Raw genomic sequence first — 13,809 nt, 5'->3', positions numbered from 1 at the left:
CCCGCTCCCACAGGGGAATGCGATCAACTGTGGGAGCGGGCTTGCTCGCGAAGGGGCCTTAGAACTTGTAACCAAGCCCGACCATGTAGATGAATGGATCAACATCCACATTGACCTTGGCCCGAGTGCCCGGCGCCACGGCGTCGTTTTCCACGGTCGCGCGGGTGTCGATGTCGATGTAGCGCATCTGGGCGTTGAGCATGATGTTGTCGGTGATCATGTAGTCAGCACCGACCTGGAACGCCATGCCCCAAGAGTTTTTAGCCTTGAAGTTGCTGAAGCCGTTCGCTTGGGCTTCGCTGCCGACGTGTTCGTCGTAAATCCAGGTGTAGTTGATGCCGGCGCCGACATACGGCTGGAATGCCGACTTGGCGTCGAGCGGGTAGTACACGACGCTGAGGGTCGGCGGCAGGTGTTTGAGGGTGCCGAGTTTGCCGTTGGCCGCGCCCAGGGCGGTGCCTTTGATTTTTACGTCATGCTCGAACGGCGAGGCCGCCAGCAGCTCGATCCCCCAGTGGCTGTCGATCATGTAGGCGAAGTTCAAACCCAGTTGCGTGTCGCTGCTCATGGTGGCCTTGCCACCCAGATCGGCACCCGCCAACGGACCCTGGTCAACCTTGACGCTGGAGCTGTCGGCTTTCGGGTTGACGGTGATCGCACCGGCGCGAACGATGATGTCGCCGGCCTCGTGGGCGTGGGCGAGCGGGGCTGCGAGCGCGAGGGCAAACAGCGAGGCGCTGAGCAAGGACTTGTTCATGGGGGCTCCAAAGGACGTTAAAAATGTTCGATGTCCAATGGTAAAGAGCCATCTGATACGGTCTTTTGATGCAGCTCAATGAAACAGTGATGGGCCTGTTTTTTGTGGAGCCTTTACTGGCCTCTTCGCGAGCAGGCTCGCTCCCACAGGGTTAGGTGATCCCTTGTGGGAGCGAGCCTGCTCGCGAATCGATCAAACAACACCGAACGCCGGATTCACTCCGGCAGTTCATACACATAAATCTTGTCCGCCTCCATCTGATAACCCGCATCCGCCAACTCGCTGCTGGACGCCTTGACCTGCAACGCCCCCTCGATCCAGTACGGTTGATACAACTCATCTAGCTTCACGCCGACTTCGCTTTTCACATGCACAATCTGGTTCGACGGCGGTGGTGGCACGTGGATGCAGGCGCCGAAATACGGCACCAGCAAAAACTCCGTCGTGCGACCTTCCTCGCTCACTTCCAGCGGCACGATGTAACCCGGCAAGCGGATGTTCTGGCCATCGAGGCTCTTCACCACCGGCGCATTCGGCAGGTCTTGCTTGGCGGCGGGCGCCGACTCCAGGGTGCTGCTCATCTGCGACAGATCATGCAGCGGTGTCATGTTCGGCACTTCCGCCGGGGCGTCCGGCGGGATCATTTCCGACCAGGTCAAATCCTTCGGCTCGGCCGCCCACAGGGGCAGGGCGACCAGCATCAACAGCGCGAGCAGAGCGCGGGGCATCTTCAACGTCCTCATAAACGGATCGACAGGCCATCGGCCAATGATTGGCGATACGCGCGCCAGGCCGGCACGCTGCCCATCAGCAGCGCGGCGATCAGGATGCCACCGAGCAGCGTCCATTCATATTCGCTCGGCCACGCCAGCGGCAAGTACAAACCGTAATTGGCCTGCACATAACCTTGGGCGGCGGCGATGCACACATACAACAACGCCACGCCGGCAATCACCCCGGACAGCGCCAGGGCAAAGGCTTCCAGCACCAGCAACGTCGCGATATGCCACGGCCGCGCGCCCACCGAACGCAGGATCGCCATCTCGCGGCGACGTTCATTGAGGCTGGTGAGGATCGCCGTGAGCATGCCGATCAACCCGGTCAGCACCACAAACAGCGAGACCACGAACAGGGCTTTTTCCGCCGTGCTCATCAAACTCCACAGCTCCTGCAACGCCACACCCGGCAGGATCGCCAGCATCGGTTCGCCACGGAATTCGTTGATTTCACGCTGTACCGCGAAGGTCGAAATCTTGCTGTTGAGACCGAGCATGAACGCGGTGATCGCTTGCGGCGTCAGGTCCATGTTGCGTGCCTGATCGGCGCTGATCCGGCCTTTGCCCTGGGCGGGCACGCCGTTGTGCCAGTCGATATGGATCGCTTCCATGCCGCCGAGGCTGATGTGCAACGTGCGGTCCACCGGAGTGCCGGTGCGTTTCAGAATGCCGACCACGGTGAACGGTTTGTCGTCGTGCTTGACCAGGCTGATCACCGCCACGCCGTGGGACAACACCAGTTTGTCGCCGAGTTTGTAGTGCAGCGCATCTGCGACTTCGGCGCCGAGCACCACTTCGAACGGGTCGGTGGCGAAGGCACGGCCGTCGGCCAGTTCGAGGTGTTGCTGATGGCCGTACTGGTAGTGCTCGAAGTAGGCCTCGGTGGTGCCCATCACGCGGTAGCCGCGATGGGAATCGCCAAGGGACATCGGAATCGCCCACTTCACTTTCGGGTTGTTGGCAAAGTGTTCGAAGCTGTCCCAGCGGATGTTGTTGGTGGCGTTGCCGATGCGAAACACCGAGTACAGCAACAGGTTCACCGAACCGGAACGGGCGCCGACGATCAGGTCGGTGCCGCTGATGGTGCTGGCGAAACTGGCCTTGGCTTCGGTGCGCACGCGCTCAACGGCCAGCAGCAGGCAGACCGACAGGGCGATGGCGAACGCGGTGAGGATCGCGGTGAAGCGGCGGTTAGCCAGGCTGGCCAGGGCTAGACGAAACAAATACATCTCAGACCTCGAACGGGGTGGCGGCGCGATTGAGCTCGGCCAGCGACAGGTTGCGGTCGAACAGCGGCGCGAGGCTCTGGTCATGGCTGACGAACAGCAGGCTCGAACCCGCCTCCCGGCACTCGGCGAACAGCAGGCGAATGAAATTCTCGCGAGCGTCGTAGTCCAGCGCCGAAGTCGGTTCGTCGGCGATCACCAGTTCCGGTTGGCCGATCAACGCCCGAGCGGCGGCGACCCGTTGTTGCTGGCCGATGGACAACGAATCGGCACGGCGGCCGAGGATGCTTTCATCCTTCAAACCCAAATGCGCGAGGAGGGTGGCGGCGGCCTGATCGACGCTACCGTGGCGCTGTTTCGCGCGTTCGGCGCGCAACTTGGAGAAGTGGCAGGGTAACTCGACGTTCTCGCGTACTGAGAGAAACGGCAGCAAGTTGAACTGCTGGAAGATGTAGCCGGTGTGATCGACACGAAAACGATCCCGCGCACCGGCGCCGAGGTCGGTCAGTTCCTGGCCGAGCAAACGGATGCTGCCGCGATTCGGCTTCTGCACTCCGCCGAGCAAGCCGAGCAGGGTGGTCTTGCCACTGCCGCTGGGGCCTTTGAGGAACAGGGTTTCACCGGGCTCCAGGCGAAACGCCGGGATATCCAGCAGCGGCGGGTGACCGGGCCAACTGAAGCCCAGGTCGGACAGTTCGATGAGTGCTTGGGTCATGGCGCCGATTTCATGGGTGTTGATGACCTGTGTAGGAGCTGACGAGTGAAACGAGGCTGCGATCTTTTGACTTTACAGATCAGGATCAAAAGATCGCAGCCTCGTTTCACTCGTCAGCTCCTACAAGGGTTTTGGGGTGGATCAGAATTTCAGGGCAGCAGCCTTGGCCGTCACTTCAACGCCTTGCTGGCCGCTCGGGCTGATCAGTTGTACCTGAATCTTCTGGGTCGCCGGGAAGGTGTTGAAGATCGTCGCCAGGTCCAGGGTTTTCAGCGCGCCGGGTGCCGAGCAGCTGAATTGGTAGTGGGCGTGGATTTCGCTGTGGTCGTGGTGATGCTCGTGACCGTCCTTGTCCGCTTCGTCGTGATCATCGTCGGCGTCCGGCTTGTCACCGAACAGCGGGCTTTCCAGTTCCTGGGTCGCGACCTTGCAACCGGCGGCTTTCGGCAGGTTGAACAGCGCCAGCGGGTTTTCCAGCTTCGCCTTGGCGGCGGCGACTTTGGCTTTGTCGGCATCGCTGGTGGCGGCGTGCTCGAAGCCCACCAGGTTCATCGCCGGGCTTTCCAGTTCCAGTTCCAGGGTCTGGCCGTCCAGCGCCGCGTTCAGGCGACCGACGCCATGTTCATGGGCGCCGAGGCTACCGTGTTCATCAGCGGCATGGGCGACGGCCAGCGGCAACAGGGCAAACGGCAGAGCGAGAAGCAGACGACGCATGGCGGGTCTCCGGAAAGTAAAGTGAAAGGTTTGTTATGTAATCTTATAACGAAAGTGCGGAGAGTTTGACCGCCCGCTTGGCGTTGCACAAGACCCATGGGAGCATGCAGGTCAGAAATGTGCAGGAGCAGACTCATGTTGCGAATACGCGGAAGCATCGGCGACTGGCCGGTGGATTTGACCCTGGAGATGGACGACGGCGACTGGGCACGGCTCGGCGCGCAGTTGCAGGTCAGCAAAACCGAGGAAGTCAGCGCCCCGGCGGCGAAACCGCTGAATCAGGATGACGCGCTGTGGCAGATCGCCAAGGACCTGCTGCGCAAGGCTGGGCAATTGAGCGGTCCGGATTTGCTGGAACAGCTGGAAGGGCTGACGGGCAGCGCTGCGTCGGGCAAGCGGTTGTTGGTGCGCTTGCGCCATTGTGCGGATGTGAAGGTGGTGAGCGGTGGAGATACGCCGCTGTACAGCTGGCGCGAGCCAGCGTAGGAGCTGCCGAAGGCTGCGATCTTTTGATCTTTCGGTTGTTCCAGCACCGCAAAAACAAGATCAAAAGATCGCAGCGTGCCGCAGCTCCTACGGGATCGGGTTCACAGGGCCCGAATCCGATTAATACAACGCTGCAAACAACTTGCGACGGTACGTGGTCACCAGCGGGTGATCGTTACCCAGCAGTTCGAACACCTGCAGCAAAGTCTTGTGCGGCAAGCCTTCGCTGTAGCTGCGGTTGCGGATGAACAGCTTCAGCAACGAATCCAGCGCCGGTTCGTATTGTTGACGGGCCAGTTGCTGGATCGCCAGTTGATACACCGCTTCATCGTCCTGCGGGTCTTTCGCCAGGCGTGCTTTCAAATCCGCCGCATCCGGCAAATCCTTGGCCTGGCCGAGGAACTGGATCTGTGCCTTGGCGCCAGCCAGCGCAGCCTTGTGCTCATCGGTCTTGACCGCGTCGAGCACGGTTTGCGCTTCGCCCAGTTCGCCACGTTCGGTAAGGCAGCGGGCATACAGGATCAGCGCCTTGGCGTTGGTGTTGTCTTCGCCCAGCAGCACTTTGAGAATGGCTTCGGCGTCGGCAAAACGGCCTTCGTCGAAGAGTGCCTGAGCCTGTTCGAACGGATCGGAAGCGGCCGGTGGCGGCATCTGCACATGCGGTTCAAGCATGGCGCGGACCGCGGATTCCGGTTGTGCACCGGCAAAACCGTCCACCGGTTGACCGTCCTTGAACAGCACCACGGTCGGCAGGCTGCGAATGCCGAAGCGCGAGACGATGTCCGGCTCGACGTCGCAATTGACCTTGGCCAGCAGCAACTCGCCCTGATAGCTCTCGGCGATGGTTTGCAGCATTGGCATCAGTGCCTTGCACGGCGCGCACCATTCGGCCCAGAAATCCACCAGCACCGGTTTGTGAAAAGAGTTCTCGATCACCGACTGGTCGAAATCAGCAGTCGTGGCGTCGAAGATGTACGGCGTTTCCTGACTCATGGGGGATCTCTTGGAAGCGTGAATGAGGCCACTATAAGGCTTGGCGGGGTGCGGCCGGAAGTGTGGGCAGTCTGACAGGCAGCCTTCGCGGGCAAGCCTCGCTCCTACAGGTCCGCGTCGAATTCGAAATCACCACAAACCCTGTAGGAGCGAGGCTTGCCCGCGAAGCTTTTAAGAGCGGCGCGCATGGTAAAGGCTCACATACCGAAACTCTTCAGGCTCGGCCAGATCAGGCAAGGTCATCGCCTCCAGCATTTCGATGCGCCGGTACAACGGATGACGAAAATCCCTCACCCGAGAATCCGCCACCAAGGCTTCCTGGCCGCGACTCAAGAACTCATCGAGCAGCGGCAGATTCGCCCGGTCGTACAGCACATCGGCGACGAGGATCAGATCAAAGCGATCCGCCTCGGCAAAGAAATCCGTCGAATAATTGAGTTCTACGTCATTAAGCCGAGCATTCGCCCGACACGCCGCAATCGCCAGCGGGTCCAGGTCACAGGCCACCACTTCCAGTGCGCCGGCCTTCAGCGCGGCAATCCCCGCCACCCCGGAACCGGCGCCGAAATCCAGTACGCGCTTGCCTTTGACCCACTCTGGAAACTCAGCGAGATAGCGCGCCACCGCCAGGCCACTGGCCCAGCAAAAACTCCAGTACGGCGGTTCATGCAGAATCCGTTGGATTTCGTCCTGGCTGAAGGCGCGATCCATGTTGTCGCCGTCGATCAGCCAGAGTTTCAGGTCGGTGTCCGGTAATGCACAAGCGACGAGCTGCGCATCACCCAGCAGTTCACCCAACGCCTGTTGCAGGTCGAGCGGTGCAATCATGGGGCTTTGACGAATTGCAGTTGACCCAAAGCCTGGGTCGTCGGCTGGGTAATGGTTTGCGACGGCAGGTGCAGAATCAACTGGCCGGACTGACTGGCGCGACCGCGCAATTCAACGCGGGCGCCGACCGGGAAGGATTCCGGGTTGAAGCGCAGGCGAAACGGCAACGCCTGGTTCGTGCCGATCAGGCTGGAACTGGCGAGCAATTGCTGCGGACGGGATTTATCGTCGATCACCAGCAGCGCCAATTCGACTTCGGCACCGGCGGGCACACCTTGCAGGGTGCCGCTCAATTCACGCTGATAGGCCGGCAGCGGGCCGAGATCAGCCGATTCCTTGGCTTTCTTCTGCGCCTGTTGCGGTGCGGGGCCGGGTGTCGGCGGCTGGGGCTTGGGCGCATCGCTGCCACAGGCCACCAGCAGGCTTAAAACACTGAGCAGGACGAGCGGTCGTAGCGACATGTGTGGCTCCAGCAAGGTGAAATCCATGAATCAAACATATAGCTCGTCTGTATACCGCAAACCCTATGGCTTGTCTTGCCACGGGGATGCGCTACCATGGCCCTCCCTTTTTTTGTTGCCTGCCACCATGCACTGTCCCTTCTGCGGTGCCAACGACACCAAGGTCATCGACTCGCGTCTGGTCGCCGAGGGCGAACAGGTGCGCCGCCGGCGTGAATGCCTGGCCTGCGGCGAGCGTTTCACGACGTTCGAGACTGCCGAACTGGTGTTGCCGCGCCTGATCAAAACCGACGGCAGCCGTCAGCCGTTCGACGAAGAAAAACTCCGCGCCGGCATGCAGCGGGCGCTGGAGAAGCGCCCGGTGAGTGTCGAGCGTCTCGAATCGTCGCTGGTGCACATCAAACACAAACTGCGCGCCACCGGCGAGCGTGAGGTCAAATCCCTCGTGGTCGGTGAACTGGTGATGGCCGAGCTGCAAAAGCTCGACGAAGTCGCCTACATTCGTTTTGCCTCCGTGTATCGGCGCTTCCAGGACTTGAACGAGTTCCGCGAAGAGATCGATCGCCTGGCCCGTGAGCCGGTGAAAGAATGACCCCCCCCCCCGAACACGCCATCCTCGACGCCCATTACATGGCCCGCGCCCTCGAACTGGCGCGCAAAGGTCACTACACGACGCATCCCAACCCACGGGTTGGCTGTGTGATCGTGAAGGACGGGCAGATTGTCGGCGAAGGCTGGCATGTGCGCACCGGCGAACCCCACGCCGAAGTTCACGCCTTGCGCGCCGCTGGCGACAAGGCTCGGGGTGCCACCGCTTACGTGACCCTTGAACCGTGCAGCCATCACGGCCGTACGCCGCCCTGCGCCGATGCGCTGGTGAATGCCGGCCTCGCCCGTGTGGTCGCGGCGATGCAGGACCCGAACCCGTCGGTGGCTGGTCGCGGCATGCAGCGTCTGGCCCAGGCCGGCATCGCCATTGAAAGCGGCGTGCTGGAAGGCGAAGCGCGCAAGCTCAACGAAGGTTTCCTGAAGCGCATGGAACACGGCTTGCCGTTTGTGCGGGTCAAGTTGGCCATGAGCCTTGACGGTCGCACGGCGATGGAAAGTGGCGAAAGCCAATGGATCACCGGCCCGGCCGCACGTTCGGCGGTACAACGCCTGCGCGCCCAGGCGAGTGTGGTGCTGACTGGCGCCGACACAGTGCTGGCGGATGACGCGCGTTTGACCGTGCGTGCCGCTGAACTGGGTCTGGACGCGGAGCAAACCGCCCTGGCCATGAGCCGTCCGCCGCTGCGCGTGCTGATCGACGGTCGCCTGCGCGTGCCGCTGGATGCGCCGTTCTTCAAGGCTGGCCCGGTGCTGGTCGCCACCTGCATGGCGATTGAAGAACAGTACGCCAACGGCCCGGAATGCCTGATCGTGGCCGGCGATGATGGTCTGGTGGACCTGCGCAAATTGCTGGTCGAACTGGCCAACCGTGGGACCAACGAAGTGTTGGTCGAAGCGGGTCCGCGCCTCGCCGGGGCTTTTGCCCAGCTAGGCCTGGTGGATGAATTCCAGATCTTCATCGCGGGCAAGTTCCTTGGCTCCTCGGCCCGGCCATTGCTGGACTGGCCGCTGGCGCAAATGAAAGACGCGCCTGAGCTCAAAATCACCGAAATTCGCGCGGTTGGCGATGACTGGCGAGTCATCGCCATTCCTGTGCCGGCAGCGAGCGTATAATTCCCGGCCTGCGCCACGCGACGGCTTTGTTCTCGAGGAGGACTTCATGTTTACCGGCATCATCGAATCCATCGGCAGTATTCGTGCATTGACCCCAAAAGGCGGAGATGTGCGGGTCTACGTAGAAACCGGCAAGCTCGACCTGAGCGACGTCAAACTGGGCGACAGTATTGCGGTCAACGGCGTGTGCCTGACGGCGGTTGAATTGCCAGGCAACGGCTTTGCGGCGGACGTCAGCCGTGAAACCCTCGACTGCACCGCCATGAATGACCTGAAAAGCGGCAGCCCGGTCAACCTGGAAAAAGCCCTGACCCCGACCACGCGCCTTGGCGGGCATCTGGTCAGCGGTCACGTCGATGGCGTGGGCGAAGTGGTTGCCCGCACCGAGAATGCTCGCGCGGTGGAATTCCGTATCCGCGCGCCGAAAGACCTCGCCAAGTACATCGCCCATAAAGGCTCGATCACCGTCGACGGCACCAGCCTGACCGTGAACGCAGTCGATGGCGCCGAGTTCTTGCTGACGATCATTCCCCACACCCTGAGCGAAACCATCATGGCGTCGTACCAGCCAGGTCGCCGGGTGAATCTGGAAGTGGACTTGCTGGCACGTTATCTGGAGCGCCTGTTGCTGGGCGACAAGGCCGCAGAGCCGACATCCGGGAACATCACTGAAAGCTTTCTGGCCGCCAACGGCTACCTCAAATCCTGACTCAAGGGGGTGCCTTGTGGCGCTCAATAGCATCGAAGAACTGGTTGAAGACATCCGCCAAGGCAAGATGGTCATCCTCATGGATGACGAAGACCGCGAGAACGAAGGCGACCTTATCATGGCCGCCGAGTGCTGCCAGCCTGAACACATCAACTTCATGGCCAAGCACGCCCGTGGCCTGATCTGCATGCCGATGAGCCGCGAGCGCTGCGAACTGTTGAAGCTGCCATTGATGGCGCCGCGCAACGGTTCCGGTTTCGGCACCAAGTTCACCGTGTCGATCGAAGCCACCACCGGCGTGACCACCGGCATCTCCGCCGCCGACCGCGCGCGTACCGTGCAGGCTGCCGCCGCCAAGGATGCCAAGGCTGAAGATATCGTCAGCCCGGGCCACATCTTCCCGCTGATGGCCCAGCCGGGCGGCACCCTCGCTCGCGCCGGCCACACCGAAGCCGCCTGCGACCTGGCGCGCATGGCCGGTTTCGAGCCGAGCGGCGTGATCTGCGAAGTGATGAACGACGACGGCACCATGTCCCGTCGCGCTGAACTGGAAACCTTCGCCGCCGAACACAACATCAAGATAGGCACCATTGCCGACCTGATTCACTACCGGATGATCCACGAACGTACCGTTCAGCGGATTGCCGAGCAGCCGCTGGACAGCGAACTGGGCCAATTCAACCTGGTGACCTATCGTGACTCCGTGGAAGGCGACGTGCACATGGCCCTGACCCTGGGCACCGTGTGCGCCGAAGAGCCGACCCTGGTCCGGGTGCACAACATGGACCCATTGCGCGACCTGTTGATGGTCAAGCAACCGGGCCGCTGGAGCCTGCGCGCCGCCATGGCCGCGGTTGCCGAGGCCGGCAGCGGTGTGGTTTTGCTGCTCGGTCACCCGCTCGATGGCGACGTATTGCTGGCGCACATCCGCGAAACCGCGGAGCACATCCCGGCGAAAAAACCGACCACCTACAGCATTGTCGGTGCCGGTTCGCAGATCCTTCGGGACCTGGGCGTACGCAAAATGCGCCTGATGAGTGCGCCAATGAAATTTAATGCGATATCCGGTTTCGATCTGGAAGTTGTAGAATACGTGCCCTCCGAATAATGACCGGTTGTTTCCAGTCCTTGATTCGCGGTTAACACATCACTGAGGGACGCGTAGAAAACGCGTCCCGGCTCTTTAAGAGATCTAACGAATGACCCTGAAGACCATCGAAGGTACCTTCATCGCCCCTAAAGGCCGCTACGCTTTGGTAGTGGGCCGTTTCAACAGCTTCGTCGTTGAAAGCCTGGTCAGCGGTGCAGTTGATGCCCTGGTTCGCCATGGCGTGAGCGAAAGCGACATCACCATCATCCGTGCGCCTGGCGCCTTCGAAATCCCGCTGGTTGCGCAGAAAGTCGCTCAGAAGGGCGAATACGCGGCAATCATCGCCCTGGGCGCGGTCATTCGTGGCGGTACTCCGCACTTCGAATACGTGGCGGGCGAATGCACAAAGGGCCTGGCCCAGGTGTCCATGGAGTTCGGCGTTCCAGTCGCATTCGGCGTGCTGACCGTTGATTCCATCGAGCAAGCCATCGAACGTTCCGGCACCAAGGCCGGTAACAAAGGTGCTGAAGCTGCCCTGTCCGCTCTGGAAATGGTCAGCCTGCTGGCGCAGTTGGAGGCCAAGTGATTAGCGACGACAGCGATCAGTTCAACCCGCGCGATCCAAAGCCTGCGGATGCCGGCAAGCCATCGAAAAGCGTCAAGCGTCGCGAAGCTCGTCAGCTCGCGACTCAGGCGCTGTACCAGTGGCACATGGCCAAGCAGTCGCTGAACGAGATCGAAGCGCAATTCCGGGTCGATAACGATTTCAGCGATGTCGATGCCGCCTACTTCCACGACATCCTGCACGGCGTTCCGGCGCACCGCACCGAGATCGATACTGCCCTGGCTCCGTGCCTGGACATTACGATCGAAGAGCTGGACCCGGTTGAACTGGCCGTTCTGCGCCTGTCCACCTGGGAGCTGATCAAGCGTGTCGACGTGCCTTACCGCGTTGTGATCAACGAAGGTATCGAGCTGGCGAAAGTCTTCGGTTCCACCGACGGCCACAAGTTCGTCAACGGCGTACTCGACAAGCTGGCCCCGCGCCTGCGTGAAGCTGAAGTGAAGGCGTTCAAGCGCTAACAAGCGCTTGTAGTTGCCATGGGCGAGTTTGAACTGATCCGCAATTTCTTCGCCGCCGCGCCTTGTGCGCAGGGCGGCGAGGGTGTTGCCCTTGGGATCGGTGATGACTGCGCCTTGCTGGCTGTTCCTCTCGGGGAACAGTTGGCGATTTCCACCGACACGCTCGTTGCCGGTGTGCATTTCGCAGATCCCTGCGACCCGTTTTTGCTCGGTCAGCGCTCGCTGGCTGTCGCAGTCAGTGACCTGGCCGCCATGGGCGCCACTCCCGTTGCCTTTACCCTTGCCCTGACCTTGCCGACGGTGACCGCCGATTGGCTGGACGCCTATGCCCGTGGTTTGAATGTGATGGCGCAGAGTTGTGGCGTGGCGCTGATCGGCGGCGACACCACCCGTGGACCGCTGAGTTTGACCATGACTGTGTTTGGGCGAGTGCCGACCGGTCAGGCGTTGACGCGCGGCGGTGCGCAACCGGGTGACTTGCTGTGCGTCGGCGGTGAGTTGGGTAATGCGGCTGGTGCCTTGCCGCTGGTGCTGGGTCAACGGACTGCTGATGCAGACATCGCCGATCCGCTGCTGCGTCATTACTGGTCGCCGCAACCACAACTGGCCCTCGGTCAGGCGTTGCGCGGCAGAGCCACGGCGGCGCTGGATATCTCCGATGGTCTGCTCGCCGATTGCGGGCACATTGCGCTCGCGTCGAAAGTCGGGATTCAGGTCGAGCGGAGCAAGCTGCCATTGGCCGCTGCGTTAGTCGCGTTCCTCGGCCAGACAGGCGCTGAAGACGCTGCCCTGAGCGGTGGCGACGATTACGTGCTGGCCTTTACCTTGCCGCCCGTCGAATTGCCTCGATTGCTGGCGGACGGCTGGCCGATCCATGTGGTGGGTCAGGTCGTGGCGGGGCAGGGCGTTGTGCTGCTGGACGCCGATGGACACGACATCACCCCGCCAACCCGGGGCTATCAACATTTTCGGGAGACACCGTGACAGATCATCCCAAACAGGTCCCGGCGGAATTCGTTCCGCCTTCGGTTTGGCGCAATCCCTGGCATTTCATGGCGTTCGGCTTCGGCTCGGGCACCTTGCCAAAGGCACCGGGCACCTGGGGGTCGTTAGTTGCGCTACCCTTTATCCCGTTGTGGCAGATGCTGCCCGACTGGGGTTACTGGCTGATGCTTGGCGTCACCATGCTGTTCGGCTTCTGGCTGTGCGGCAAAGTCGCCGACGATTTGCGAGTGCACGACCACGAAGGCATCGTCTGGGACGAGATGGTCGGGATGTGGATCACCCTGTGGCTGGTGCCGGAAGGCTGGTACTGGTTATTGGCGGGTTTCCTGATGTTCCGTTTCTTCGACATTCTCAAGCCGTGGCCGATCCGCTGGATCGACCGCCATGTACATGGCGGCGTCGGGATCATGCTCGACGACGTCCTGGCCGGGGTCTTTGCGTGGCTGGGGATGCAGGGCCTGGTGTGGTTTTTCGCCTGAGTGGTGAAGCAGGGGACTAGGGATGGCTCGACGCTGGTTGATGATGGTTTTCGCGTTGTTTTGCTCGCTCGCCCAGGCGGGGGAAACCGCGCCGCCGTCCGTGATTCATCTGGCCAGCGAAGACTGGGAAGACTACACCGCCGCTGACGGGCATGGCCTGGGTTGGGACGTGTTGCGAGCGATCTTCGAGCCGGCCGGGGTCAAGCTGGACATCCGCACCGAACCCTACACCCGAGCCGTCGGCCTGGCCCAGCGTGGCGAAGTGGATGCCTGCGTCGGCGCTTATCACAATGAAAACAGTGACGTGCTCTATCCGCACTGGAACTTCGACACCGACCACATCTATGCCCTCGGCCTGGCGAGCAACCCGTCGCCGACCCCGGACACCCTTGGCAACTATCGACTGGCCTGGGTGCGCGGCTACAAGTACCAGGATTACCTGCCGAACGTGCAGCGCTTCAACGAAGTGGTGCGGCGAACCGGCATCCTGTCGATGCTGACCCATAACCGTGCCGACTATTACATCGATGCCCTGACCGAAATCGATTACGTGGTCGCCCGGGCCAGGGATCCGTCGCAGTTCCGCCGCACCCACATCGCCGAGTTGCCGCTGTACCTGTGCTTCGCCGACAACCCCAAGGCCCGCGCGCTGATGGCGTTGTTTGACCAGCGCATGGAGCAGTTGGTGAAAAGCGGCCAGTTGAAACCGATCTTTGCGAAGTGGAAACAGCCTTATCCGTTTGACGCGAACTGAACACCGAGCTA

At 61.5% G+C, this 13,809-nt stretch carries 18 protein-coding genes; 10 read left to right on the top strand and 8 right to left on the bottom strand.

All coding sequences use genetic code 11. From position 1 onward, the window contains the following. Nucleotides 1-58: 58 nt before the first annotated feature. From LOY68_RS28430 to LOY68_RS28410, 5 genes are all read right to left on the bottom strand, one after another. Nucleotides 59-757, bottom strand: a complete 699-nt coding sequence (locus tag LOY68_RS28430) for an OmpW/AlkL family protein (protein ID WP_163911435.1) — start codon at nt 755-757, stop codon at nt 59-61. A gap of 215 nt (nt 758-972) precedes the next feature. Beyond that, nucleotides 973-1,485: a DUF3299 domain-containing protein gene (locus LOY68_RS28425; protein ID WP_265041179.1), complete on the bottom strand. Its 513-nt coding sequence runs from the start codon at nt 1,483-1,485 to the stop codon at nt 973-975. 11 nt (nt 1,486-1,496) lie between these two features. Then, the gene (locus LOY68_RS28420) at nt 1,497-2,762 is read right to left on the bottom strand and encodes an ABC transporter permease (RefSeq protein WP_265041177.1); all 1,266 of its coding nucleotides are present in this window, start codon (nt 2,760-2,762) and stop codon (nt 1,497-1,499) included. A gap of 1 nt (nt 2,763) precedes the next feature. Next, entirely contained in the window at nt 2,764-3,474 is a 711-nt protein-coding gene (locus tag LOY68_RS28415; protein ID WP_265041176.1) for an ABC transporter ATP-binding protein, read from the bottom strand. 141 nt (nt 3,475-3,615) lie between these two features. Continuing rightward, on the bottom strand, nt 3,616-4,188 hold the full coding sequence (locus LOY68_RS28410) for a DUF2796 domain-containing protein (protein ID WP_265041174.1): 573 nt from the start codon (nt 4,186-4,188) through the stop codon (nt 3,616-3,618). A 135-nt stretch (nt 4,189-4,323) separates the two neighbouring features. Between LOY68_RS28410 and LOY68_RS28405 the strand changes: the two genes are divergently transcribed. Next, nucleotides 4,324-4,674 (top strand): hypothetical protein, encoded by a 351-nt coding sequence (locus tag LOY68_RS28405; protein WP_133837501.1) that lies wholly within the window; start codon nt 4,324-4,326, stop codon nt 4,672-4,674. Between the two features lie 120 nt (nt 4,675-4,794). On the opposite strand, the gene trxA is transcribed toward LOY68_RS28405, so the two are convergent. The 3 genes from trxA to LOY68_RS28390 form a co-directional block, all read right to left on the bottom strand. Then, nucleotides 4,795-5,667 (bottom strand): thioredoxin, encoded by an 873-nt coding sequence (gene trxA / locus LOY68_RS28400; RefSeq protein WP_265041172.1) that lies wholly within the window; start codon nt 5,665-5,667, stop codon nt 4,795-4,797. A gap of 171 nt (nt 5,668-5,838) precedes the next feature. Then, entirely contained in the window at nt 5,839-6,495 is a 657-nt protein-coding gene (locus tag LOY68_RS28395) for a class I SAM-dependent methyltransferase (RefSeq protein WP_265041171.1), read from the bottom strand. Continuing rightward, the gene (locus tag LOY68_RS28390; protein WP_265041170.1) at nt 6,492-6,956 is read right to left on the bottom strand and encodes a hypothetical protein; all 465 of its coding nucleotides are present in this window, start codon (nt 6,954-6,956) and stop codon (nt 6,492-6,494) included. The genes LOY68_RS28395 and LOY68_RS28390 overlap by 4 nt, the downstream gene beginning before the upstream one ends. 127 nt (nt 6,957-7,083) lie before the next feature. Here LOY68_RS28390 and nrdR point away from each other — a divergent pair, with 127 nt between their 5' ends. The 9 genes from nrdR (at nt 7,084) to LOY68_RS28345 (ending at nt 13,798) form a co-directional block, all read left to right on the top strand. Beyond that, nucleotides 7,084-7,548: a transcriptional regulator NrdR gene (nrdR, locus tag LOY68_RS28385; RefSeq protein WP_003228656.1), complete on the top strand. Its 465-nt coding sequence runs from the start codon at nt 7,084-7,086 to the stop codon at nt 7,546-7,548. Beyond that, the gene (gene ribD / locus LOY68_RS28380; RefSeq protein ID WP_265041165.1) at nt 7,545-8,678 is read left to right on the top strand and encodes a bifunctional diaminohydroxyphosphoribosylaminopyrimidine deaminase/5-amino-6-(5-phosphoribosylamino)uracil reductase RibD; all 1,134 of its coding nucleotides are present in this window, start codon (nt 7,545-7,547) and stop codon (nt 8,676-8,678) included. Before nrdR ends, ribD begins: the two co-directional genes overlap by 4 nt. A 46-nt stretch (nt 8,679-8,724) precedes the next feature. Then, nucleotides 8,725-9,387, top strand: a complete 663-nt coding sequence (locus LOY68_RS28375; protein ID WP_054616781.1) for a riboflavin synthase — start codon at nt 8,725-8,727, stop codon at nt 9,385-9,387. 16 nt (nt 9,388-9,403) lie between these two features. Next, entirely contained in the window at nt 9,404-10,495 is a 1,092-nt protein-coding gene (gene ribBA, locus LOY68_RS28370; RefSeq protein ID WP_054052341.1) for a bifunctional 3,4-dihydroxy-2-butanone-4-phosphate synthase/GTP cyclohydrolase II, read from the top strand. Nucleotides 10,496-10,586: 91 nt separating this feature from the next. Next, the gene (ribE, locus tag LOY68_RS28365; protein WP_003185938.1) at nt 10,587-11,063 is read left to right on the top strand and encodes a 6,7-dimethyl-8-ribityllumazine synthase; all 477 of its coding nucleotides are present in this window, start codon (nt 10,587-10,589) and stop codon (nt 11,061-11,063) included. After that, nucleotides 11,060-11,560 carry a transcription antitermination factor NusB gene (nusB, locus tag LOY68_RS28360; protein ID WP_054052342.1) on the top strand — a complete coding sequence of 167 codons (501 nt, stop codon included), beginning with the start codon at nt 11,060-11,062 and terminating at the stop codon, nt 11,558-11,560. Before ribE ends, nusB begins: the two co-directional genes overlap by 4 nt. A gap of 18 nt (nt 11,561-11,578) precedes the next feature. After that, entirely contained in the window at nt 11,579-12,544 is a 966-nt protein-coding gene (gene thiL, locus LOY68_RS28355) for a thiamine-phosphate kinase (protein WP_265041160.1), read from the top strand. Continuing rightward, the gene (locus LOY68_RS28350) at nt 12,541-13,044 is read left to right on the top strand and encodes a phosphatidylglycerophosphatase A (protein ID WP_054052346.1); all 504 of its coding nucleotides are present in this window, start codon (nt 12,541-12,543) and stop codon (nt 13,042-13,044) included. The genes thiL and LOY68_RS28350 overlap by 4 nt, the downstream gene beginning before the upstream one ends. 22 nt (nt 13,045-13,066) lie before the next feature. Beyond that, nucleotides 13,067-13,798 carry a substrate-binding periplasmic protein gene (locus tag LOY68_RS28345; protein WP_265041158.1) on the top strand — a complete coding sequence of 244 codons (732 nt, stop codon included), beginning with the start codon at nt 13,067-13,069 and terminating at the stop codon, nt 13,796-13,798. Nucleotides 13,799-13,809 lie beyond the last annotated feature (11 nt).

Source organism: Pseudomonas sp. B21-053, from assembly GCF_026016365.1.
In the GTDB taxonomy this organism is placed as follows: domain Bacteria; phylum Pseudomonadota; class Gammaproteobacteria; order Pseudomonadales; family Pseudomonadaceae; genus Aquipseudomonas; species Aquipseudomonas nunensis.
The sequence above is the reverse complement of the archived record's forward strand: the minus strand, read 5'-3'. Positions and strand labels throughout refer to the sequence as shown.

What these genes read in the sequence shown, in the direction of transcription:
- LOY68_RS28410 (WP_265041174.1), bottom strand. Translation starts at nt 4,188, where the DNA reads ATGCGTCGTCTGCTTCTCGCTCTGCCGTTTGCCCTGTTGCCGCTGGCC.
- LOY68_RS28395 (WP_265041171.1), bottom strand. Translation starts at nt 6,495, where the DNA reads ATGATTGCACCGCTCGACCTGCAACAGGCGTTGGGTGAACTGCTGGGT.
- thiL (WP_265041160.1), top strand. Translation starts at nt 11,579, where the DNA reads ATGGGCGAGTTTGAACTGATCCGCAATTTCTTCGCCGCCGCGCCTTGT.
- LOY68_RS28415 (WP_265041176.1), bottom strand. Translation starts at nt 3,474, where the DNA reads ATGACCCAAGCACTCATCGAACTGTCCGACCTGGGCTTCAGTTGGCCC.
- LOY68_RS28375 (WP_054616781.1), top strand. Translation starts at nt 8,725, where the DNA reads ATGTTTACCGGCATCATCGAATCCATCGGCAGTATTCGTGCATTGACC.
- LOY68_RS28390 (WP_265041170.1), bottom strand. Translation starts at nt 6,956, where the DNA reads ATGTCGCTACGACCGCTCGTCCTGCTCAGTGTTTTAAGCCTGCTGGTG.
- LOY68_RS28425 (WP_265041179.1), bottom strand. Translation starts at nt 1,485, where the DNA reads ATGCCCCGCGCTCTGCTCGCGCTGTTGATGCTGGTCGCCCTGCCCCTG.
- trxA (WP_265041172.1), bottom strand. Translation starts at nt 5,667, where the DNA reads ATGAGTCAGGAAACGCCGTACATCTTCGACGCCACGACTGCTGATTTC.
- LOY68_RS28430 (WP_163911435.1), bottom strand. Translation starts at nt 757, where the DNA reads ATGAACAAGTCCTTGCTCAGCGCCTCGCTGTTTGCCCTCGCGCTCGCA.
- LOY68_RS28405 (WP_133837501.1), top strand. Translation starts at nt 4,324, where the DNA reads ATGTTGCGAATACGCGGAAGCATCGGCGACTGGCCGGTGGATTTGACC.
- LOY68_RS28345 (WP_265041158.1), top strand. Translation starts at nt 13,067, where the DNA reads ATGGCTCGACGCTGGTTGATGATGGTTTTCGCGTTGTTTTGCTCGCTC.
- nrdR (WP_003228656.1), top strand. Translation starts at nt 7,084, where the DNA reads ATGCACTGTCCCTTCTGCGGTGCCAACGACACCAAGGTCATCGACTCG.
- LOY68_RS28420 (WP_265041177.1), bottom strand. Translation starts at nt 2,762, where the DNA reads ATGTATTTGTTTCGTCTAGCCCTGGCCAGCCTGGCTAACCGCCGCTTC.
- ribD (WP_265041165.1), top strand. Translation starts at nt 7,545, where the DNA reads ATGACCCCCCCCCCCGAACACGCCATCCTCGACGCCCATTACATGGCC.
- ribE (WP_003185938.1), top strand. Translation starts at nt 10,587, where the DNA reads ATGACCCTGAAGACCATCGAAGGTACCTTCATCGCCCCTAAAGGCCGC.